At 39.0% G+C, this 20893-nt stretch carries 20 protein-coding genes; 9 read left to right on the plus strand and 11 right to left on the minus strand.

From position 1 onward, the window contains the following. Positions 1-56 precede the first annotated feature (56 nt). On the plus strand, positions 57-512 hold the full coding sequence (locus tag MKX82_RS03660; protein WP_233317331.1) for a helix-turn-helix transcriptional regulator: 456 nt from the start codon (positions 57-59) through the stop codon (positions 510-512). A 51-nt stretch (positions 513-563) separates the two neighbouring features. On the opposite strand, the gene MKX82_RS03665 is transcribed toward MKX82_RS03660, so the two are convergent. Next, positions 564-866: a hypothetical protein gene (locus MKX82_RS03665; protein ID WP_233317330.1), complete on the minus strand. Its 303-nt coding sequence runs from the start codon at positions 864-866 to the stop codon at positions 564-566. 235 nt (positions 867-1101) lie between these two features. On the opposite strand from MKX82_RS03665, the gene MKX82_RS03670 reads away from it, so the two are divergent. The 3 genes from MKX82_RS03670 (at position 1102) to MKX82_RS03680 (ending at position 6571) form a co-directional block, all read left to right on the plus strand. After that, complete coding sequence (locus MKX82_RS03670; RefSeq protein ID WP_237940759.1) at positions 1102-2388, plus strand: MFS transporter; 1287 nt, start codon at positions 1102-1104, stop codon at positions 2386-2388. A gap of 419 nt (positions 2389-2807) precedes the next feature. Then, a complete protein-coding gene (locus MKX82_RS03675; protein ID WP_341075047.1) occupies positions 2808-4574 on the plus strand; it encodes an ABC transporter ATP-binding protein in 1767 nt (588 codons plus the stop codon). Continuing rightward, positions 4571-6571, plus strand: a complete 2001-nt coding sequence (locus MKX82_RS03680; RefSeq protein WP_341075048.1) for an ABC transporter ATP-binding protein — start codon at positions 4571-4573, stop codon at positions 6569-6571. Before MKX82_RS03675 ends, MKX82_RS03680 begins: the two co-directional genes overlap by 4 nt. A gap of 61 nt (positions 6572-6632) precedes the next feature. Here the strand turns inward: MKX82_RS03680 and MKX82_RS03685 are convergent, their stop codons facing one another. Further along, the gene (locus MKX82_RS03685) at positions 6633-6836 is read right to left on the minus strand and encodes an alpha/beta-type small acid-soluble spore protein (protein ID WP_233317326.1); all 204 of its coding nucleotides are present in this window, start codon (positions 6834-6836) and stop codon (positions 6633-6635) included. Positions 6837-7110: 274 nt separating this feature from the next. Between MKX82_RS03685 and MKX82_RS03690 the strand changes: the two genes are divergently transcribed. Continuing rightward, positions 7111-7350, plus strand: coding sequence for a hypothetical protein (locus MKX82_RS03690; protein WP_233317325.1), 240 nt, complete (start codon positions 7111-7113; stop codon positions 7348-7350). 38 nt (positions 7351-7388) lie between these two features. Here the strand turns inward: MKX82_RS03690 and MKX82_RS03695 are convergent, their stop codons facing one another. The 8 genes from MKX82_RS03695 to MKX82_RS03730 form a co-directional block, all read right to left on the minus strand. Next, positions 7389-8486 (minus strand): ABC transporter ATP-binding protein, encoded by a 1098-nt coding sequence (locus MKX82_RS03695; RefSeq protein WP_233317324.1) that lies wholly within the window; start codon positions 8484-8486, stop codon positions 7389-7391. 161 nt (positions 8487-8647) lie between these two features. Continuing rightward, positions 8648-9274 carry a metal-dependent hydrolase gene (locus MKX82_RS03700; protein ID WP_233317323.1) on the minus strand — a complete coding sequence of 209 codons (627 nt, stop codon included), beginning with the start codon at positions 9272-9274 and terminating at the stop codon, positions 8648-8650. A gap of 122 nt (positions 9275-9396) precedes the next feature. Next, positions 9397-10296, minus strand: a complete 900-nt coding sequence (locus MKX82_RS03705; protein WP_251645101.1) for a PucR family transcriptional regulator — start codon at positions 10294-10296, stop codon at positions 9397-9399. A 175-nt stretch (positions 10297-10471) separates the two neighbouring features. Beyond that, a complete protein-coding gene (locus MKX82_RS03710; protein WP_233317321.1) occupies positions 10472-10642 on the minus strand; it encodes a hypothetical protein in 171 nt (56 codons plus the stop codon). Between the two features lie 42 nt (positions 10643-10684). Further along, entirely contained in the window at positions 10685-11869 is a 1185-nt protein-coding gene (locus MKX82_RS03715) for a YheC/YheD family endospore coat-associated protein (protein ID WP_341075058.1), read from the minus strand. Continuing rightward, positions 11866-13230, minus strand: a complete 1365-nt coding sequence (locus MKX82_RS03720; protein ID WP_341075060.1) for a YheC/YheD family endospore coat-associated protein — start codon at positions 13228-13230, stop codon at positions 11866-11868. Before MKX82_RS03720 ends, MKX82_RS03715 begins: the two co-directional genes overlap by 4 nt. After that, a complete protein-coding gene (locus MKX82_RS03725; RefSeq protein WP_237940766.1) occupies positions 13208-14302 on the minus strand; it encodes a YheC/YheD family endospore coat-associated protein in 1095 nt (364 codons plus the stop codon). Before MKX82_RS03725 ends, MKX82_RS03720 begins: the two co-directional genes overlap by 23 nt. Next, entirely contained in the window at positions 14295-15695 is a 1401-nt protein-coding gene (locus MKX82_RS03730) for a YheC/YheD family endospore coat-associated protein (RefSeq protein WP_341075061.1), read from the minus strand. The genes MKX82_RS03725 and MKX82_RS03730 overlap by 8 nt, the downstream gene beginning before the upstream one ends. A 284-nt stretch (positions 15696-15979) precedes the next feature. Here MKX82_RS03730 and MKX82_RS03735 point away from each other — a divergent pair, with 284 nt between their 5' ends. After that, on the plus strand, positions 15980-16333 hold the full coding sequence (locus MKX82_RS03735) for a YlbF family regulator (protein WP_341075063.1): 354 nt from the start codon (positions 15980-15982) through the stop codon (positions 16331-16333). Between the two features lie 84 nt (positions 16334-16417). On the opposite strand, the gene MKX82_RS03740 is transcribed toward MKX82_RS03735, so the two are convergent. After that, complete coding sequence (locus MKX82_RS03740) at positions 16418-16615, minus strand: alpha/beta-type small acid-soluble spore protein (protein ID WP_233317315.1); 198 nt, start codon at positions 16613-16615, stop codon at positions 16418-16420. A 211-nt stretch (positions 16616-16826) separates the two neighbouring features. Between MKX82_RS03740 and MKX82_RS03745 the strand changes: the two genes are divergently transcribed. The 3 genes from MKX82_RS03745 (at position 16827) to MKX82_RS03755 (ending at position 20845) form a co-directional block, all read left to right on the plus strand. Next, positions 16827-17693 (plus strand): Cof-type HAD-IIB family hydrolase, encoded by an 867-nt coding sequence (locus MKX82_RS03745; RefSeq protein WP_233317314.1) that lies wholly within the window; start codon positions 16827-16829, stop codon positions 17691-17693. Between the two features lie 163 nt (positions 17694-17856). After that, positions 17857-19353 carry a coproporphyrinogen III oxidase gene (locus tag MKX82_RS03750; protein ID WP_237940771.1) on the plus strand — a complete coding sequence of 499 codons (1497 nt, stop codon included), beginning with the start codon at positions 17857-17859 and terminating at the stop codon, positions 19351-19353. Between the two features lie 193 nt (positions 19354-19546). Continuing rightward, positions 19547-20845 (plus strand): NCS2 family permease, encoded by a 1299-nt coding sequence (locus MKX82_RS03755; protein ID WP_233317312.1) that lies wholly within the window; start codon positions 19547-19549, stop codon positions 20843-20845. The last annotated feature ends 48 nt before the right edge of the window (positions 20846-20893 follow it).

Below are 20893 nucleotides of genomic sequence, written 5' to 3' on the forward strand. Positions count from 1 at the left end.
TATAATATAGATATCGGTGTAAAATTACACATAACTAATAAGGGAATGAATGCATTTTGACAAGAGAAGAGATTATTTTTAATGTATCGGAAAAAATGCGGTTAATACGAACGGAAGCAGGTTATACCCAGGATAAGATGGCAGAGGTTATTGGCTTGTCTAAAAAGACATTAGTTCAGATTGAAAAAGGACGACTATATGCAGGCTGGTCGACTGTTGTTGCTGTGTGTGCGCTTTTTAGGGAAACAGAAACAGTGCGTTTCCTTTTTGGGAATGAGCCATTGGAAGTGCTAGAGACAGTTGCGCGCGACGGCATGGATTATCGGAAAGAAAAGACGCTCGGAGGCAAAGTATGGTGGCGTGAAGTCGACCGGAAAAACGGCTTTATTTTTCAGCAAAACATCATTAGCCAGCATTACAGAATTATTGATGAAGATCATTTCCGCATCTTTTCAAGCTTTGATGAAAAGGAATCAATGGAAAGATTTCAAGAATTATCGACAGCACAATAATTTGCCAACAAAAAGCTTGAAATGATCAATCATTTCAAGCTTTTTGTTCTTTTAATATTCCTCTGTTAGATTGTTTCTGTTATATGACTTTACGAAGGGATTTTCACCATTGGAAAGCAGGCTCTTCCAAAAGGTGTTTGCTTGAGTTCCCTCCAGCTTAATTTGGATATCTTGTCTTGCGCCTGCCGTTAAGAAAAAAGAAACAAGCTTAGGAAGGCTGGTCGTCTCCACGACGTGTTTTTTGCAGAGCAGCTGACATTTCACATTAAATTTCTTTGTTGCCTCGTAGAAAGATAAAATATCTTTCACCGTCATATTTTCATGAAGTGTAACCTTTTTCAAAAATGTCTCCATTATCCTTGCTCCTTTTTTTAGAATTTTATATTTGAAGTATCGTCCATTATTTTTTTGTTATGTAACAACAAGTACCCGCATCTGCTCGAATTAAACGTTCAGATGGGAAAACACGACTTAAATACTAAACGAACTCCGACTTAAGGCTGAAATCAAAACCATCTACTGGCTATTATCGCGACTACCAGAAAAAGGTAAAATGGACCTTATCACATAAGAAGATGAGGGATGCAAAGTGAAGCAATTTTCAGAGGTATTCAGCAATAAGGATTTCAGGAAGTTATTTATGGCCAACATTACTTCGCAATTAGGCGGTTTAGTTGGGCTGACTGCGTTTATGTACTATATACTGGACCGGTTTACGAGCCAGCCTGCATATGCATCTGTAACAGAGCTGATGTATTCTGTGCCTACACTGGCTGTGTTTTTGTTTGTCGGTGTAGCTGCAGACAGGCTGGACAGACAAAAAATTGCTTATACATGCAATTGGGTAGCAGCTTTTTCTTCACTATGCCTGCTTGTGGCAGTTGCCATCGGATGGATGCCGCTCATCTTTTTTATTCTGTTCCTGAGAAGCGCTGTTCTTAAGTTCTTTTTTCCGGCAGAGCAAGGGCTTATGCAGGGGATTTTAAAGAAGGATGAATATACAATAGCAGCAGGGCTTAATCAATTCGTGAACAGTATTTTCATGCTCTTTGGCAATGCTTTAGGAATCTTTGTTTATTGGACATTAGGGATATATGGAGCAATACTGATAGATGCAGGAGCTCTGTTAATTGGCAGCCTGCTGATCAAGCTGACACCTCTTAGTGAAAATATTAGAATGCCAAATGGAGAGCACCGCATTCAGGATTTAAACTTAAAGATTGTCTGGCAGGATTTTAAACGAGGTTTTACGTACATTCTAAATAACAAGCTGCTGCTTGCGCTTATTTACGGGTTTATTGCATTTGGAGTTGTTAATGGCGGTTTTAGTGTAATGCAGGTGTTCATTTTAAAATATAAGCTTTCTCCATTAAACTATGAGGAAATGTCGATATATTTAGGAATTGTCTTTGGCAGCGGCATCTTGATTGGAAGTCTGGCAGCATCATTGCTTGCTCAAAAGGTCAAGCTTCATAAGCTCATCATTACTGGTGTACTGTTTGTAGCGATCTTTACTATCGCAGCATCTTTCGCCGCTACCACAGCAGTATTTATGGTGTTCTATTTCTTTATTGCTTTAGCATTGCCACTGATTAATATTGCAATCGGAGGGTGGATGCCTACCATTATTGCGCCTGAAATGATGGGCAGAGTACAGGGCTGGATAAACCCGCTTATGATGCTTGCACAGTCGATTACATTAGGTGTTATTACGATCGGCTTTCCTGGTGTAATTTCTATTGAAGCTATATTCTGGTTAGTGGGAGCCTGCTTTATTGTCGTTGGCATCTATTACAGTCTAGTGCTCCCAAAGCTTGCGAAAACCTCGGGAGAAACTGCAAAGAGGGAAGCGGTTGTGCCTGCCCATGAAGGGTAATTTGTCGAAATATTGGCAATTGACTTTAGTATAGGAGCATGTTAATCTTCTATTATATTATATTGGAAAATTAATGAAATGAAGGGAGGCGACTGACATGACAAACAAAATCAATCTAAATCGTAATAAATTTCATATGTCAGTGGCCTTCGCTTCTGTTAAATAATTGATGCATTAACCATAATTGCCATTTTGTGGCTGTTACGGCCGTTTTATGAGCATCAAAAAGAGACAGAAACGCATGTAGCGGGTCTGTCTCTTTTTTCGTGGCGAGAAATAGAGGAAAACCTCTTTTCTATAGATACTTGAAAATTTAAGGAGGAAGATGTTAATGATTGTAATGAACAGAAGTCATGGAGCAAATAGAAAAGATATAGAAAGCGGCTAGTAAAGTTTAGCTTAGAAGAGGAGAGAACAGCATGTTTTCCATATTATTAAAATTGAAGTGGTTTTTTAAAGAACATTGGAAAAGATATACGGTTGCTATTGTCCTGTTAATCATTGTTGGTGTAATTGATATTTTACCGCCGCAATTGCTCGGGATGTTTATTGATGAAATAAATGTCGGGACTCTGACAAAAGCAAAGACAGCCCAGTATTTGCTGGGTATTGCGGCAATTACAATCAGCTCTTATGTGATAACTTATTTTTGGATGTATAAGCTGTTTGGAGGGGCTATAGTGCTTGAGCGGAAGCTGCGGAGCAACTTCATGGGACATTTATTGAAGATGACTCCGACATTTTTTGAGAAGAACCGTACAGGCGACTTAATGGCAAGAGCGACAAATGACTTGAAGGCAATCAGCATTACAGCAGGATTTGGTATATTGACACTCATTGATTCAACAGCGTTTATGATTACAATTCTTATCACAATGTGTCTTTTAGTAAGCTGGAAGCTCACACTTGCTGCCATTTTGCCACTGCCGATTATGGCAATTATGATGCAAATATATGGAGATAGAATTCATAAACGATTTATGGAGGCTCAGGATGCTTTTGGTGATTTAAATGACCGCGTGCTGCAATCCATTGCTGGGGTCCGAGTTATTCGGGCATATGTATTAGAAAAGGATGACGAAAAAGAATTTCACCACATGACAGAGGATGTTTACAATAAAAACATTCGAGTTGCGAAAGTGGATTCACTGTTCGAACCGACAATCCGTATTCTTGTAGGGCTAAGCTATATTATCGGTTTAGGCTATGGATCTTATCTCGTCTTTCAGCAGCAAATAACGATTGGGCAGCTTGTGAGCTTTAATGTTTACCTCGGTATGATTGTGTGGCCGATGTTTGCAATCGGTGAGCTGATGAATGTTATGCAACGGGGAAATGCTTCATTAGACCGGGTGCAGGAAACATTAGATTATAAGCCTGATGTCTTAAACCATGGTGACAGTAAAGCAGTTGCTGTACCTGATACGATCGTGTTTGATTCTGTCCAATTTCAATACCCATCTTCGGCTGTGAAAAATCTAGATAATATCGATTTGAAAATCACAAGGGGAGAAACAATTGGTGTTGTTGGGAAAACAGGAAGCGGAAAGACAACGCTTATTAAGCAGCTGCTCAGAGAGTATCCAAAAGGAAAAGGGGAGCTTTCTGTCAATGGAATAAGCATTGATGATATCAGCTTGGATAAACTTCGCGGCTGGATTGGATATGTGCCACAAGATCACGTCTTATTTTCAAAAACAGTGAGAGAAAATATTCTGTTTGGCAACAAGGAAAACGCATCGGAAAGTCAGCTAAAAGATGCGATTCAGTTGGCATCGTTTCAGCAGGATATTGAAATGCTTCCTGAAGGATTGGAAACGCTTGTAGGAGAGAAGGGTGTTGCATTATCAGGCGGTCAAAAGCAGCGAATATCCATTGCGCGGGCGTTAATTAGAAATCCTGGGATTCTTATTTTGGATGATTCGTTGTCAGCAGTCGATGCGAAAACAGAGCAGAATATTATCCAAAACATCAAAAAAGAACGTGCAGGAAAAACAACAATTATTACCACCCATCGCATGACAGCCGTTCAGCATGCTGATCAGATTATTGTCCTTGAGGATGGAAAAATCGTCGAGCGCGGCTCACACGAACAGCTTATGCAAAAAAATGGCTGGTACAAAGAACAGTTTGAAGTCCAGCAAACAAAAACCGCACAGTCTGCAGGACAGGAGGTGCAAGCATGAGTACTGGCAAAAGATTAGTGCAGTATGCCTTACAGTTTAAAAAAATAATTATCTTTGCCTTAATTATGCTGACAATTGCAGTTATAGCAGATTTAGCAGGACCTTTTATCGCAAAAAAAATAATTGATGATCATATTATGGGAATCGAAAACAGCTGGTATGAAACGTCTTCAGGTGAAGGGGCCGTGCAGTATAAAGGCAAATATTATACGAAAGAGAAACCACAGGCAGCCGATGATGCTGATGCAAGAGTATTGCAGGCCGGAAAGGATTTTTTGTTTATAGAGGAGGAAATTTCCTTTGACGGAGAGAGAAGCTATGCCGATGGGATCTTGACTATCTCATCAGGAAATGAAGTGGCCAAGTACGAGGCTGACCGTCTCAGAGTTGAACAGGTTTTTGCCTTTTACAAACCGGAAGTTCCATCGATTATTAAGCTGCTTGCCTTTTATTTCGGGCTTGTTATCGTTGCTTCTGTGTTTCAGTATGGACAGCATTTATTTCTGCAGAAATCTGCAAACAGAATTATTCAAAAAATGCGGGAAGATGTGTTTGCGCAAATCCAGCGCCTGCCAATTAGGTACTTTGATAATTTGCCTGCAGGCAAGGTTGTAGCAAGGGTTACAAATGATACAGAAGCAATAAGAGAGCTGTATGTGACCGTTCTTTCCAACTTTTTCTCAAGCGGAATTTATATTATTGGAATTTATGTTGCCTTATTTATTCTTAATCCTACGCTTGCGGCAATCTGCCTCATCCTATTGCCGATCCTTTATGTATGGATGATTGGATACAGACGCTTTGCGGCTAAATATAATCATGTGATAAGAGCAAGAATAAGCGACATTAACGGTATGGTAAATGAATCGATTCAGGGGATGAACATCATTCAGGCTTTTGGTAAAGAAAAGCACACAATGGGTGAGTTTGAGACGTTGAATGAAGAACATTTCCGTTACCAGAACAAGATGCTGAATTTAAACAGCTTGACTTCCCATAATCTTGTAGCAGTATTGAGAAACCTAATCTTCGTAGCATTTATCTGGTTTGTTGCAGGTCAGACATTAAGCGTGTCTTCTGCGATATCATTAGGTGTTCTTTATGCATTTGTTGATTACATTAACCGCTTGTTCCAGCCTGTGCAGGGAATTGTCAATCAACTGGCAAATCTTGAGCAAGCACTTGTTGCCGGGGACAGAGTATTTGAACTGCTTCGTGAAGATGGCATTGATGTGGCAGAGACTAGCACGGAGAGGTACAAAGGCAATGTTAAGTTTGATCATGTTAACTTTGCATACAAGGAAGAAGAATATGTTTTAAAAGACATTTCCTTTGAGGCAAAGCATGGAGACACTGTTGCGCTTGTCGGTCATACCGGTTCAGGTAAAAGCTCTATCATGAACTTATTGTTTCGATTTTATGATATTCAATCAGGAACGATAACAATAGACGGCAAGGATATCTCCAAAATGCCGCGGCAAGATTTACGGAAGCATATGGGAATCGTTCTGCAAGATCCATTTTTGTTTAAAGGAACGATTGCCTCCAATGTGACATTAAATAATCCTGCCATCACGAGAGAAATGGTTGAGAAAGCATTAAAGGATGTCGGTGCAGACAGGGTTCTGAAAAATCTTGAAAATGGATACGATGAGCCTGTTATTGAAAAGGGAAGCACATTGTCAAGCGGACAGCGTCAGCTTATCTCCTTTGCCCGGGCTCTTGCCTTTAATCCGGCGATACTCATATTGGATGAGGCAACCAGCAGTATTGATACAGAAACAGAACAAATTATTCAGCACGCGATGGAAGTGCTCAAAAAAGGCAGAACCACCTTTATCATTGCACATCGCCTTTCGACTATCCGTAATGCGGATCAAATTATTGTCCTAGATCATGGGGAAATAGTTGAAAAAGGGAATCACGAAGAATTAATGAACCTAAAAGGAAGATATTATCAAATGTACCAACTCCAGCAAGGTACGAAAGCAGGTTAATTAGGTAAGCCCCCATTTTAAAAAATGGGGGCTTTGGCCATTTTATATTAAGTTGTGCAAATTAGAATTGAGAACCGCCAAGTTGACGTTCAGCCATTTGAACTAAGCGTTTAGTGATTTCTCCACCAACTGATCCGTTAGCACGAGAAGTAGTTTCTGCACCTAAGTTAACACCGAACTCTGATGCGATTTCGTATTTCATTTGATCTAGAGCTTCAGATACTCCTGGTACTAAAAGGTTGTTAGATGAATTGTTGTTTGCCATTGTGTTTCCAGCTCCTTGTAAATTAGTTTTTTTTTGGTTGGACCAGCTGGATTTGCACCAGCAAGTAAGAGAATCTTACTACCGCTTGGTATGGCCCAATGCTTTGTCGCTGCTTGTAATCTTATTATGGTCTGTGGCTGTGTTTCTATGCATTTGTTTTTAGATGAAATTTATTCCAATTTTTCTGCTTGTTTAAAATAATTCCTAAAGAATAGTTTCTTCTTGACCAACAAAAAATAAACGGAAATATGAAAGGTTTTAATGAGGTGAAGGAATGAATATTTGCCCTTTATGCAATGGCTTTGAACAACTGAACAAAGTCTGTGCCGATTGCGGACAGCAGGTAGAGGACAAGGGAAGAATTATGGATTATTATGATGACTATAGTGCGTATATGCCAATTGACCAAATGAAGCTGGAGAACGGCTATCCCGATTTGGAACAGCATTTATGTCCCCATCTTGTCCTATGCCCGTCATGTGAACGTGAGGATTTAGTTTTTATTCAGGAATAGAAAAAAGGAAGGGGAATTCCCCTTCCTAATCTTTGATATTAGCGGATACGGTTTTCTGAGTCTTTGTCAAAGAAGTGGCCTTTGTTCATATCAAAGCCTAGTTGAACAGTAACTCCTGCTGCCAAGTTAGCTCTTGAATCAAGGCGAGCAACGAACTCTTTCCCAGCAAGCGTTGAGTATACTAAGCTTTCCGCACCAGTCAATTCAAATACGTCAACTCTTGCATCAAAGCTTGTATTTTCAGAGCTGCTCAAGAATAATAGCTCATCGTGAATATCTTCTGGTCTGATGCCGAAGATTACTTCTTTGCCGATATAGTTTTGCTCACGAAGGATTTTCAATTTGCCTTCAGGGATGACAAAGGATGCATCGCCAATGACTAATTTATTGTCCACGATTTTTCCAGTAAAGAAGTTCATTGCTGGAGATCCGATAAATCCGCCAACGAAAACATTTTCAGGTTTTTCATAAACTTCTTTCGGAGCACCAACCTGCTGGATAACGCCGTCCTTCATAACAACAAGTCTTGAAGCCATTGTCATCGCTTCTGTCTGGTCATGCGTAACATAAATAGTAGTAGTTTGCAGTCGTTGATGCAGCTTGGAAATTTCAGCACGCATCTGTACACGAAGTTTTGCATCAAGGTTGGAAAGAGGCTCATCCATCAAGAACACTTTTGCATCACGGACAATGGCACGGCCAAGGGCTACCCTTTGGCGCTGACCGCCTGATAATGCTTTTGGTTTTCTTTTCAGGTACTGCTCCAAGCCAAGAATTTTTGCAGCATTATTCACACGTTGTTCAATTTCTGCTTTTGGAAATTTTCTTAGCTTTAATCCGAATGCCATATTATCATAAACAGTCATATGTGGATACAAGGCATAGTTTTGGAATACCATGGCAATATCGCGGTCTTTTGGAGCAACATCGTTAACACGCTGTTCATCAATAAAGAAATCTCCTTTTGAGATATCCTCCAAGCCTGCAATCATACGCAATGTCGTAGATTTACCACAGCCTGAAGGCCCAACAAATACGATAAATTCCTTATCTTCAATATGTAAATTAAAGTCGCGAACCGCTTCTACTTTTTCATCATAAATTTTATAGATATTTTTTAAGACTAACTCTGCCATCTTTTTCATACCCCCTGCGATTTGATATATATAATGTAACATGTTTGGGAACGTTTTCAAATTGGCGGTTTGCATGAAAAAAACCAGTGTTGTTTTGAGCAAGTTGCACTAAAGCGCTTTCTTTTTATAAAAAAAGAGAGGAACTGTTTGTCCTCTCCTTGTCAAAATTCCTTCGATGAGAAGGGAAGAAATAATTTAACTCCTCTTCTGTTAAATGGGAAAATCGACATATCTGCTACAAGATGGCTGATATAAGCTAATACACATGTCCAAAACACACCATCAATTTGCAGAGATTGTGCAAAATGAAACGATATGTAGGCAAAATAAACGGTTCCAATGATGGAATGTGTATAGCTTCTATGCGGTACGAATGAAGCAATCAATATAAAGACAGCCAAAAGGATAAGCCAGTATTCCTGAAGGGAAACCCCGCCAAACAAAACACCAGCGCCAGTGATTGTTAACATATGCCGCTGCTTAATTAAACTAGAAACGAGTATGATGGCAATCCCTGCACCAATGCTGAATAACAGCTCTGACGCGCTTCCGGCATAAATACTGTATAAAATCATCAATGCTCCAACTGCTTGGGCAATGGATCGAAACACCTTATGGGAAATCGTAATTTTGTTGCTTAGCTTGCCGTCAATGTCCATATCAGGCATCAGTGCCGAAATACCGCCAATCCCGACTAAAAGCAATGTAGTGGAAGGGGAGGCATCAAAATAATTCGCCGCTGCGAATCCAACCCCTGCGCCAATACAAGAATGTGCTGTACCTTTCAACTATAATCCTCATTTCTTTCTAGCATATAAACTAGCATTCTAGTGCTCTATTATATGCCAAGAAAAAAGAGTTTACCAGTTAATAAATGGAAACATACGTTCTTGTGAAAGATTTGTTTCTTCTAAGCCTTTTTTTGGCTGAAATATAGGCAGGCTAAATAGGCGGTAAAGAAGTTATGATAATTTTTTAAAGGCAATCCAGTTTTTTCAGTGAATTTGTCTAATCTGTATTGCAATGTATTGCGGTGGATAAATAGTTTTTTTGCTGTATTTGTATTATGTCCGTTGTTTTCAATGAATGTTTTAATTGTTAACAGCAATTCCTTATCTTCCCCTAAGATAGAGAACCAGTTTTTAAATGGCTCCAGCTCATGCTGATCAAGCCTGCTTATTAATAGATGAGGAAGGATTGTTTCAAAGGATAATACTCTTTCAGAAGAAATCACAGATAAGCCGGCTGTGAAAAAATCCCGTTCCTGAGTAAAGACGGTAGGACTTTCCATTGTGAAGGGCAGGATTTTTCCAATATAAAAGGTTATCGTAAAATAAAAATCGGACTGCAGGGCTTCAGCAAAAGAGGAATATTCCTCATCCTCAAGAAAGTGCCCGTCTCGCTCTAAAATACTTCCTCTATTAGCACCATTCCAAATAATGATGCTGCTGCTGTGAATAAATCCTTTGAATACAGTTTCTACAGCTTCTTTATCAATAGGAGTGTTATTTATTTGAAATTGTATAACCCGGAAATTTTTACATACTTTTTCTGGCATGCTACCGCCGAAAAATAAGAATTGGCTCCATTTAAAGTCCTCTGTATTTTCCTTGTTGTTTTCCGGTAAATAATGCTGAAAAAGCGTTTTTAATAAATCAAGTTGAGAATCGTTCATCTCATTTTTTTGAAAGCCAAACCACCCATTCTCCCCTTCAATGTGAAACCAATGGTAGTCAATTAGCTGTGGTTGAGAAGGAGGTGCAGACTGCTCTACCGCACCTGGAAAATAGGTTAATAATTTTTGTTTCATCGTCATTCCTCCATTTAGAGATGAAAGCGTTTGAAAAAGTAAGCAAGTACGATTGCTTCTTTTTACCTAAAAACTGGCCTGTGTAAAGTGTAATCGTTACCATTATCTTATTATAGTTACAGAAAAACGGCAATCAAAAAAACACAGTCTAATAATGACTGTGTCGAATGAAAGCTCATTTATTAGGGGGAGCTTCTTCTCCAAGTTCCCTTGCTTCTTCAATATTTGTGCTAGTATCGTGACGAAAGACTTTTCCGCCAGACATCCCTTCGTTTATCATTCTGTCGATGTCTAAATAAGCTTCTTTTTTACCTTCATATTGCAGGTCATCGTTTTTATTTCCCATAAATATCCCTCCTGCCGTTAGAATGTGTCAGGAAGGTGTATTTCATTCTTGCTGTTTAAAGCCAGCAAGCTCATAAAAAAGCTTGGCTAGCTGTCTGCAGCGGTTCGTTTCAATTTCTGGCTCATCAAATAACATCGGTTTAGAGTTTACTTCAAAAATATAATAATTGCCTTGTTTATCCACACAAGCATCAATGGAAAATTCTCCGAAAAATCCATGCTGGCTTGATAATAATGCTCCGCAATGTTCAATAGCAAGCTTAATAAAGTGATCATGTTTTTTTGTTCGCACAGCTTCATATGGAATGATTTTTCCACCTGCAGGCACATGTGTTGTGACATCTTGAAGGGAGGACTGTCTTATACCAACTCCCGTTAAGCGGTAATTACCGTCGAGATAAGTAGCCAGTATTCGAAAATCAAAGCGTTGTCCATCGAAAACATCCACATCTATTTCTTCCTGAACAATATATTCCTTAGAAGTCCATTGTGGTAAATAATCCTCGATAATTTCCTGTAATGTATGAAAGCTTCTTGTCCCTTGAATGTCTCCGAGGAGGAAGGAATTATCAGGATTTCTAGTTAGCCTGTATAAATCCTTGCCTTTAGAGCCTGAAGCAGATTTAACATAAATGGAACCATGTCTTTGGAGGAAATCAATCAGTTCTTGTTCAGATTGAAGCAGTGCGGTTTCAGGGAGAAACTTTGCTAATATTTCCTGTTGCTTTAATGCTTGATATAATGCAAATTTATGAATGAAATGCGGATTGAAAAATGGTATGTCAAAGCTTTTGATGATAGAAATAGCTGCTGCGAAATGATCGCCATCCTCTGTTTTGCGGAAAGGCACACGATTATATATAACATGGGGAAGAGGGGTTGTTATAGGAAGCCATTTATCTTTAGCTGTGATATACGTAAAACCGTCAATTTTAGTATTTGTCAGTCTTTCAGGAGGAAAGACGACAATCATTCCCCCAAAAGAATCTAGTTCTCTTTGCAGCTTTTCAAATAAAGACCGGTTGCCGATTAGCTTGTTTTTGGAATTGTAGGAAGTCAGTATGCCGACAATTGGGCCTGCATTGTTTGCCTTGTAGATCATTTTAAATGGCTGGAACTCTTTAAGGAAAGGGAATAAAGGCAGCAACGGAAGCTGATTGCTTCCGAAGGTTAATCCAGGCTGATTAGAATGCCAACTCTTTGCATTGCCATCATAGTAAATATTCATTTAAATATATCCTCAGGCTTTTTAATGCTCTGCTCATACAAGTAGATGGCATATTCTAGCGACATTCTTCTTGTCAGTAAGTCGTCTTTTTTAAGTGAACTGTGTTTAAAGATGCTTCTTCCAGGCTTAGAATTTGCTTCAAAAAGCCAAACTCTTCCTTTACGGTCTACTCCGATATCAAAGCCAATCTCTCCGATTGTTCCCTCCGTGTACTTCTCAAGTGTCTTAGATATTCTTAATGCAGAATTGATAAGCTTCTCTTTAAGCTGTTCCTTATCCTTGTCAACATCTAAGAGCTCGTCAATCGATTTAACAATACCGCCGCTATTCATATGTGTAGTTGCACTGCCTGCACCGGCAATTTTGGCGGCAATTGCGGTGACTTCCCATTTACCTTGTTTATTCTTATTAGTATGAACTCGAAAATCAATCGGTTTTTTCTCTGAGCGCATAAGATGAATGCCTTGTTGGACGAGAAGATTATTAATATTTGTTTTTGCTGTAATATGCTGTATCAGCTTTTCTAATGTATCGAATTTAAGCAGTCGTTTTTCTCCGCCCGGTTCTTTAAAACGTGTATAGTAGTTTTCGTCTTTCTTATTATAGATGACTTGATAGATTCCTTTTCCCAGGCTGCCATTCTTCGGTTTAATGTAAATATGCCCATAGTTGCTCAGCATTCGTTCTACGACAGAAAAAGAAGTGAAGGGAAGCGTTTCAGGCAAAAAATCGGCAATGCTGTTTTCTTGAAGCAGACGTTCATATATATCAAGCTTGTTAAAGAAGCCTGGATTATACCACGGAATCATATATTCCTGTTGAAGACGGTACTTTACCTTCTTTATTTTTGGCAAACTCTCTGTACGGCGATTAGGGATACGATCATAAATAACATCTGGAAACGGAACTTCAAACCGTTTCCAGCCATCATGATAAAACAGTCCGTTAATTGTGCCTTTATCCCAATCAATATGCTGGGCTCCAAATAAAAAGGCGGTGACACCTGCTGTGTTTTGGACAGCTAACAGCTTTGAAAAGATAATAGTGCGTTCACCGATTGGTTTGACCTCGACTGAGCTGAAGCCAGAGGTGAATATTCCAACAAGCGGACCGATATACAAGACATCTTTATCGTAAAAAACATGTAAGATAGGAAGAGTTGGCGGTATCTTTAAGGCTTGTATTAAATCTTCACTTATTCTAATTACATTGCCTCCGAATTTTTGGACAGCAATGAAAGCTTCTACCTTCATTGTTCCGAAGGCAGCCCGCTTAAGATTACTTGGTATTGATGCATCTGCAGGAAGGTAGATTGTATTAGTGCAATCATTTATCACTTCAATAGAGTAAAGTTTTTTCATTGCTGTTCCTCCTCTGTCCATCTCGCAGCATGGCTGCATAGGCTAGCGGTGCTTTATACAGCCTTTCACTCAAGTCTGGGTATGCCAGGAGAATGACTTTTCTGCCAGGCTTGCTGTTGACGTCGAGTATCCATAACGAGCCATTTTCGGTAATACCTATATCAACTCCTAACTCGAAGAGGGCAGGAAAGGATTGTTCTAATATAGGTGGGAGGCTAGAAAGAATGTCGTTTATTTCATTCTCAATAAAACTCTTCATTTTATAGGGAGCTGTATCAAGCCATTGTTTAAAAGGAATTACTTCTGCTCCTGCACTAAGATTGGAGATGATTCTGTCTTTGGCGCCAAGTCTTATCCCCTTTTCAATGATTTCCCATTTGTTTTGCCCATTTTTTTGCAGCAGTGCTCTAATATCAAACGGCTGTTTATCCTGATTGCATAAAGGTAAATAGCTTTGGCTAAAATAATCATTTTTCTGAAGCAGAGTAGTCAGCCAGCGTGAGAATTTTTCTTTATCTTTAAAGATATGTTCCACATGTCGCTCTTTTTTATCTGTTCTGACAAAAATGCGCTTATGTTGTTCTTTAATAAAATAAATGCCGTTTCCTTGTGAGCCGTTAATTGGTTTTAAGATAATCGGATTAACAAATCGCAAATCTTCTAATACTTCATCAGCTGAAATTACTTGTTTTGACTTAGGAATATAAGGGGCCAGCTTAGAAGCTTTCAATACATCATACAGCTTCAGTTTGTTTGGGAGCCCATTGCCAATAAAGACAATATCCTTTTTCTGTTTCAGCCACTCAACGATGTTTTTGCATTGTCTAGAATGAGAATTTTCTTGGTAATAGCAGCGGTCATATAAAAAGGAAGGGACGGGAAAGTCTTGTGTGAGCCAGCAGTTCTGCTCACTATCGAAAATCTTGCCAGATACCTTTTCTGTGAGAGGATTGTAGCTTGAAGGTACGAAATGATAAACATCAAAGGCCAGCGATTTTCCCAGTTTAGCAATTTCCGTGATATAGCTTTTTTCATTTTCTAATGAGAGTGACATGATTCCAAAACTAGACATCTTGTTGTTCTCCTTTTTTTATATGTGGAAAAGAAAGGCTCAAACAATATTCCAGTAATGCCTTTGTAGAAGGCCTTCCTTTATTTGTTGCCGAATCAAGATTTTTAGACGGTTTAGAATTGACCTCGATAATCCAAAGCCCGCCATGTATGTCAATGCCCATATCAATTCCGAGCTCGCCTAAGTCTCCGGTCATTTGCGACGACAGGGCCTCAGCTGTCTGAAGAGATATCTCTTTAAACTGTTGCTCCACCTGCTTAGCAGAAGCTTCACCAACTAATGCTTGAAGCACAGATTTTGATGAGATCATTTCTGCACCTTGATACAAATTAGCGACAAATGCTTCTGGCTGGGCACATCTGGCGACAATAGAGGTTATCTTCCATTGGTGCCGTATATCCTTATGGCAGAGAATTCTAAAATCAAGGGAACGATTATGATATTGTTGAAAGTTAATGCCTTCCTGACAAATATAAGCGCGTTTTTTAGTCAATTGCGAAAGCCATCTCCATAATTTATTAAATGAAGAAAAGAAGCGGATTTTTCCTTTTTCTTTACCAGAAGAAACGCTCGTTTTCCATGCATGTTCCTCGCGGCGTATCTGGATAATTTGCCGGCCTTGACTGCCATGAATCGGCTTTACATATAAAGTGCTGAATAGATTTAACATTGCTTCCAGTACCTCTTTAGAGAGCAGGTTCGTTTCTGGAATATATTTTTTTAATAAAGGAAGTTTGTTTAAGATTAAGGAGGTATCATATTTAGAAAAGAATTGTGCATTAAAGATAGGAATATTTCGTTTTTGCAAATCCTTTTTTAGGTCGTTAAATTGCGTTGATGCTTCTGCCTTACGTATATGAATGCGATTATAAACAACATTGGGATATGGCAGGGCTGTCTTTTTCCAGCTGTCCTGCTGGTAAGAATAGCCTTCGACATATCCTTCTTTCCAATCATAAAGGCTGCATACATAAAGAATTCCGCCAAGGCGTGACAGCTCTTGCTGAAATTCCTCGCAAAACTGATGAATGGAACGGAAAGAAGGTCCATCTTCCGCAGAATCATGTGCAGGAGCATCTGTCAAAATGGCTATTACCGGCCCAAGTGTTAATGTCTGGCTCTGTTTATTGAAATGACTGAGCAGTGTTAAATCTTGATTTGGCACTGCTAATGACTGAAGCAAGCTGTCACAGAAAAATATCGCTTGCTTATCCTCATGTACAGGTTCAACTTGGACAGGAACTGCCGTGCTACCTAAGTTGAGCAGAACAGGATTATTGCGATCTATTTCCCAATGATGAACTAAGGAGTGGCTCAAACGTAGTACTGTCTCCTTGTTTGCTGGGAAGGAGGAATTTTCTTTCATATACAGGGGAAGCAAATTTAGTTTCATCGCAATTCCTCATTTGTAAGGTGAATTTTTTAGTTTAATTTTTCTTATAGGCTAAAGCTGATATGGTATCGTATGTTAAATGGAATGATTTGTGCATGTATCTAAAGGGATGAAGGGTACTGCAGACTTTTTGTGGGCATTGGTGAATTGCATGTGAATTTATATAATTGTCCGGTCTTAACAGCGAACACTTGTCCAGTCTTAAATGAAATAAAGGGTCTTATTGGCAATATGAAGCATAGTTTGATATAGTGGAGACAATTGTTAAAAAGGAGTTGTTAATAATGGCAGTAAACCTTCATGATTCTGCTTATGAACTAGAAAAAGCTATTCGTCAAAGTGTTGAATATACAAACTTAAAAAAAATGTATGACTTGGTTAATGCTGACCCATCTGCAAAGGCCATGTTTGAAAACTTCCGCAACATTCAAATGCAGCTGCAGCAAAAACAAATGTCAGGGATTGAAATTACACAGGAAGAAGTGGAACAAGCCCAAAAGACAGTGGCATTGGTTCAGCAGCATGAGTCTATCTCCAAACTGATGGACGCAGAACAGCGTATGAGCATTGCTATTACTGAGCTTAACCAAATTATTATGAAGCCACTTGAAGAGCTTTATGGAGCTCCACAGCAATAAAATAGCAGAAATACATAAGTGCCCAAAGCTATGCTTTGGGCACTTTTTCCATATTATAATGTTGCTTATTTAAACTAGCTTACATTAAAACTGAGTACCAGACAGCTGCTGCTGAGCCATTTGCACTAAACGCTTCGTGATTTCTCCACCAACAGAACCGTTGGCACGAGCAGTTGTTTCAGCACCAAGGTTTACTCCAAACTCAGTCGCAATTTCATATTTCATTTGATCTAATGCTTGAGAGACTCCAGGTACTAGTAGTTGATTTGAATTGTTTGACATTGTTGTTTCCTCCTTTAGTGATTGTCGGTGTTACAGTCAATAGTTTGTAACAGACAGAGATATCTATGCAGTTTACGAGTCTGTAAATGTTTCCAGCAACAAGCATAGATTGCATTGGTTAAAACGGATAATTCGTGAAAGCCGGTTCTAATACAGGTGGTTTTTTCATACATGTTTATAAAGACAAAACAACCTGAAATGGGGGAACAAGATGATTTATCGCTTATTAGCTTTAAATATTGATGGGACTCTTATCCAATCAAATGGACGTCTGAGCAAATCCACGAAGGATGCAATTGAATACGTTCAGCAAAAAGGAATATATGTAACATTAGTCACATCAAGAAGTTTGCCTTCCGCAAGAAAGGTTGCCAAAGCATTAAAGCTGAATAATTATATTGTGACACATCAAGGTGCACTTATTTCAGACAATGCCGACCAAACATTGTACGTAAACAGGCTGACTGATGAACTTACATATGAAATTGTCCGTTTCCTAGAAGGGTTTATTTGTCAGATTAGAATCGTGCATGAGAAATTTTCTTTAGCGAATAAGTCAAGGCTTAACCATAATATGCTTGCTAAAACAGTGTTTAACTCTGGCGATCCTGTGTTTTATTCCCATCAATTTGTAGAAGTTCTTAGTGAAGTTTTGCTGGAAGAACCTGTCAGCGCTCCGAAAATTGAGGTGTATTTCGAAGACAAGAAAGATTGTTTAGATGCTAAAGAGGTTTTAGACAAGATGTTTGATGAAATCAATATTGTCCAAATGAATGACCTTCGCTTAGAAGTGCTGCCTGAAGGTGTTAATAAGCTCAACGGGCTGCTGTACTTGGCAGAGCATCTCGGTATTAACAGAAGGGAAGTAGTAGTAATTGGCGACAGTCTCGATGATAAAGATATGATAGAAGCAGCCGGCCTTGGAGTAGCTATGGGAAATGCGCCAAGTGAGCTGAAATTTGCAGCCGATTGGGTGACAAGATCCAATAACCAGGACGGAGTTGCTTACATGGTAAAGGAGCATTTTCGTAAACAGCAGCCTATTGAGTTTCTGCGCAAAATGAACATTATTAAATAGCAATTATTATACTCATCTTAATAAACCAAAAAATTCCTTAGAGCGTAAGGAATTTTTTGTTTTTCTAGCCAATATTTTGACCTGGCTGGTCACTTTTTGTAGACTGAAGTATAATGGAATTTTTAGAAGCTATTAACTATGATAATTAAAGGTGAATATAAAAATGAAATCAATTTCGATAAGCGGGTTACATGACGACCGACTAATCAGACCATTAGAGCATATCGGCAACTTGTTTTTTGAAGATACTAAGGTTGCTTTCGCTGAAGACGAAGCAGATATTTTAATACGTTTTGATGTTTCAGAAACAGACGACCGGTTTTTTGTTGAAGGAAAAATAGACGGCAAGTCAGCATTCGATTGCGAAAAAGCTGTAGCCGGTCTTGATGAAAAGGAAAGATTTAAGGAACAAAAGAATGCCATTTCACAAGTTTTCCTAAAGGTATTACAAGATTATACTGGCATGATTCAAAAATGGGGAATTTTGACGGGAATTCGCCCGACAAAGCTTCTTCATAAGCATATGCAAAACCAAACGCCAATCGAAGAGGCGCATCAGGCATTAAAGGATGAGTATTTAATGTCGGATGAGAAAATCGATCTCATGCAGCGCATTATAAACAGACAGCTTGCGGTTATTCCAGATTTATATGATTTGAAAAGAGAAGTAAGCATTTATATCGGGATTCCATTTTGCCCAACTAAATGTGCGTACTGTACGTTTCCGGCTTATGCTATAAACGGCAGACAAGGTTCCGTATTTTCCTTCTTAGGAGGTCTTCATCATGAAATAAAGAAGACTGGAGAATGGCTGAAATCTAAAAATATTAAGATAACGACCGTCTACTATGGTGGAGGAACTCCTACAAGCATAACTGCTGAGGAAATGGACATGCTTTATGAGCAAATGAATGAATCCTTCCCGGATGTGCAAAACATCAGAGAAATAACGGTAGAAGCTGGCCGGCCAGACACCATTTCTCCTGAAAAGCTGGAAGTACTGAATAAATGGAATATTGACCGCATCAGCATTAACCCACAATCGTATACACAACAAACATTAAAAGCAATCGGAAGGCATCACACTGTTGAAGAAACGATTGACAAGTATCATCTAGCCAGACAGCATGGAATGAATAATATCAATATGGACTTAATTATTGGCCTTCCTGGAGAAGGTGTGGAAGAGTTCCAGCACAGCCTTGATAAAACGGAAGAACTATTGCCGGAATCACTGACTGTTCATACATTGTCATTTAAACGGGCTTCTGAAATGACGAGAAATAAAGCGAAATATAAAGTTGCTGACAGAGATGAAATCCAAGAAATGATGAGAATGGCTGAAGTTTGGACAGACAAATATGATTATGTGCCATATTATCTGTACAGACAAAAAAATATTCTTGGCAATCTGGAGAATGTAGGATACTCCAAGGTTGGCCAGGAAAGCATTTATAACATCATGATGATGGAAGAACTGCAGACAGTAATTGGTCTTGGCTGCGGTGCTTCAAGCAAATTTATCCATCCAGTAACAGGAAAAATCACTCAGTTCTCTAATCCGAAGGACCCTAAAACATATAATGACAGCTTTGAAGAATATACAGACAGAAAATTAGCGCTGTTAGAAGAACATTTTTCAGCAGAAAAATCGATTTAGTACAAATAAAATTAGCGTTATTGAAGGAAGATAGAAAGAGCAGGACACTGCTTTTACTGTCTTCCTTTTTTCGTAGACTAAAGAAAACGCCAGCAACTTCTAAATAAAAGGCGAAGAAAAAGATTGCGTTTTTGTTAGAAAACGAATAATATAAAAGAGTTGTGTAAAAATGTTCGTTTTTTCGGAGGTATACATGTTTAAACTTAAAGAGAACAATACAAATGTGAAAACGGAAATAACAGCCGGCTTCACTACTTTTTTGACAATGGTCTATATCGTTATCGTTAACCCTGCAATCTTATCTAGTGCAGGCATTCCTTTTGACCAAGTATTTATGGCAACAATAATTTCTGCGGTAGTTGGTACACTGTGGATGGCGGTATTTGCTAATTATCCAATTGCTATAGCTCCAGGTATGGGCTTGAATGCTTACTTTGCCTCTTCAGTTGTCGGAAGCCATGGAGGAATTGATTATACAATTGCCTTATCTGCTGTATTTGTTGCAGGAATCATCTTCTTAATTCTTTCTTTAACAACTTTCAGGGAAAAGCTGATAGAAGCTATTCCAGAAAACTTAAAGCATGGTATCACTGCTGGTATCGGTTTGTTTATCGCTTTTATTGGTTTAAGACAGACACAAATAATAGTCGATAATAAAGAAAATCTTGTTGGACTTGGTGATTTTCAGTCACCTTCAGTCATTCTTTCATTAGTAGGTCTTGCGATTACCATTATATTATTTGCTATGAACGTAAAGGGAGCGTTGTTCTTTGGAATGATCGCAACAGGCATTATTGCTTTCTTTACAGGCCAGCTGTCATTTGATGGTTTTGCAGCTGTTCCTCACTTGCCAGAAGGACTAATTATCACAAATCCTTTCTCAGCAATCGGTGATGTTTTCCAGCATAGCTTATATGCAGTTGTGTTCTCCTTCTTGCTTGTGACAATCTTTGATACGACTGGTACGATGGTCGGTGTTGCTGAACAAGCAGGATTAATGAAGAATAACCGTCTTCCTAAAGCTAGACAGGCTCTGCTTGCAGATTCTATCGGAACTTCTGTTGGTGCTATGTTCGGGACAAGCCCGACGACTGCATTTATTGAGTCGACTTCTGGTGTTGCAGCAGGAGGAAGAACAGGACTGACTGGTGTCACGGTTTCTGTATTGTTTATTATTGCTGCTTTCTTTGCACCGCTTGTCAGCGCTGTTTCTGGCTTGTCTGCTATCACAGCTCCTGCCCTCATTATTGTCGGAAGCTTAATGATGGGAGCAATTGCACAGGTGCGCTGGTCTGAATTTGATGAAGCTTTCCCAGCTTTTCTTGTGATTTTGAGCATGCCGCTTACTTCAAGTATTGCAACAGGAATTGCACTAGGATTCATATCTCATCCGTTGCTGAAATTAGTGACAGGCAAGGGTAAATCTGTACACCCACTCGTTTATATATTCGCCGTATTATTTTTATACCAGCTCGTCTTTTTATCTCACTAGAGCTTAAAAAGTCCCATGAAGTTTATTCTTCATGGGATTTTTTTTATT

Origin of the sequence: Niallia sp. FSL R7-0271 (assembly GCF_038005785.1) — a bacterium.
GTDB lineage: Bacteria > Bacillota > Bacilli > Bacillales > Cytobacillaceae > Niallia.

Bases quoted from the DNA above. Each gene is read 5' to 3' on its own strand.
- MKX82_RS03735 (WP_341075063.1), top strand. From the start codon at position 15,980: ATGGCAGTAAACCTTCATGATTCTGCTTATGAACTAGAAAAAGCTATT.
- MKX82_RS03725 (WP_237940766.1), bottom strand. From the start codon at position 14,302: ATGTCTAGTTTTGGAATCATGTCACTCTCATTAGAAAATGAAAAAAGC.
- MKX82_RS03675 (WP_341075047.1), top strand. From the start codon at position 2,808: ATGTTTTCCATATTATTAAAATTGAAGTGGTTTTTTAAAGAACATTGG.
- MKX82_RS03680 (WP_341075048.1), top strand. From the start codon at position 4,571: ATGAGTACTGGCAAAAGATTAGTGCAGTATGCCTTACAGTTTAAAAAA.
- MKX82_RS03745 (WP_233317314.1), top strand. From the start codon at position 16,827: ATGATTTATCGCTTATTAGCTTTAAATATTGATGGGACTCTTATCCAA.
- MKX82_RS03750 (WP_237940771.1), top strand. From the start codon at position 17,857: ATGAAATCAATTTCGATAAGCGGGTTACATGACGACCGACTAATCAGA.
- MKX82_RS03665 (WP_233317330.1), bottom strand. From the start codon at position 866: ATGGAGACATTTTTGAAAAAGGTTACACTTCATGAAAATATGACGGTG.
- MKX82_RS03710 (WP_233317321.1), bottom strand. From the start codon at position 10,642: ATGGGAAATAAAAACGATGACCTGCAATATGAAGGTAAAAAAGAAGCT.
- MKX82_RS03705 (WP_251645101.1), bottom strand. From the start codon at position 10,296: ATGAAACAAAAATTATTAACCTATTTTCCAGGTGCGGTAGAGCAGTCT.
- MKX82_RS03755 (WP_233317312.1), top strand. From the start codon at position 19,547: ATGTTTAAACTTAAAGAGAACAATACAAATGTGAAAACGGAAATAACA.
- MKX82_RS03695 (WP_233317324.1), bottom strand. From the start codon at position 8,486: ATGGCAGAGTTAGTCTTAAAAAATATCTATAAAATTTATGATGAAAAA.
- MKX82_RS03730 (WP_341075061.1), bottom strand. From the start codon at position 15,695: ATGAAACTAAATTTGCTTCCCCTGTATATGAAAGAAAATTCCTCCTTC.
- MKX82_RS03715 (WP_341075058.1), bottom strand. From the start codon at position 11,869: ATGAATATTTACTATGATGGCAATGCAAAGAGTTGGCATTCTAATCAG.
- MKX82_RS03690 (WP_233317325.1), top strand. From the start codon at position 7,111: ATGAATATTTGCCCTTTATGCAATGGCTTTGAACAACTGAACAAAGTC.
- MKX82_RS03685 (WP_233317326.1), bottom strand. From the start codon at position 6,836: ATGGCAAACAACAATTCATCTAACAACCTTTTAGTACCAGGAGTATCT.
- MKX82_RS03740 (WP_233317315.1), bottom strand. From the start codon at position 16,615: ATGTCAAACAATTCAAATCAACTACTAGTACCTGGAGTCTCTCAAGCA.
- MKX82_RS03720 (WP_341075060.1), bottom strand. From the start codon at position 13,230: ATGAAAAAACTTTACTCTATTGAAGTGATAAATGATTGCACTAATACA.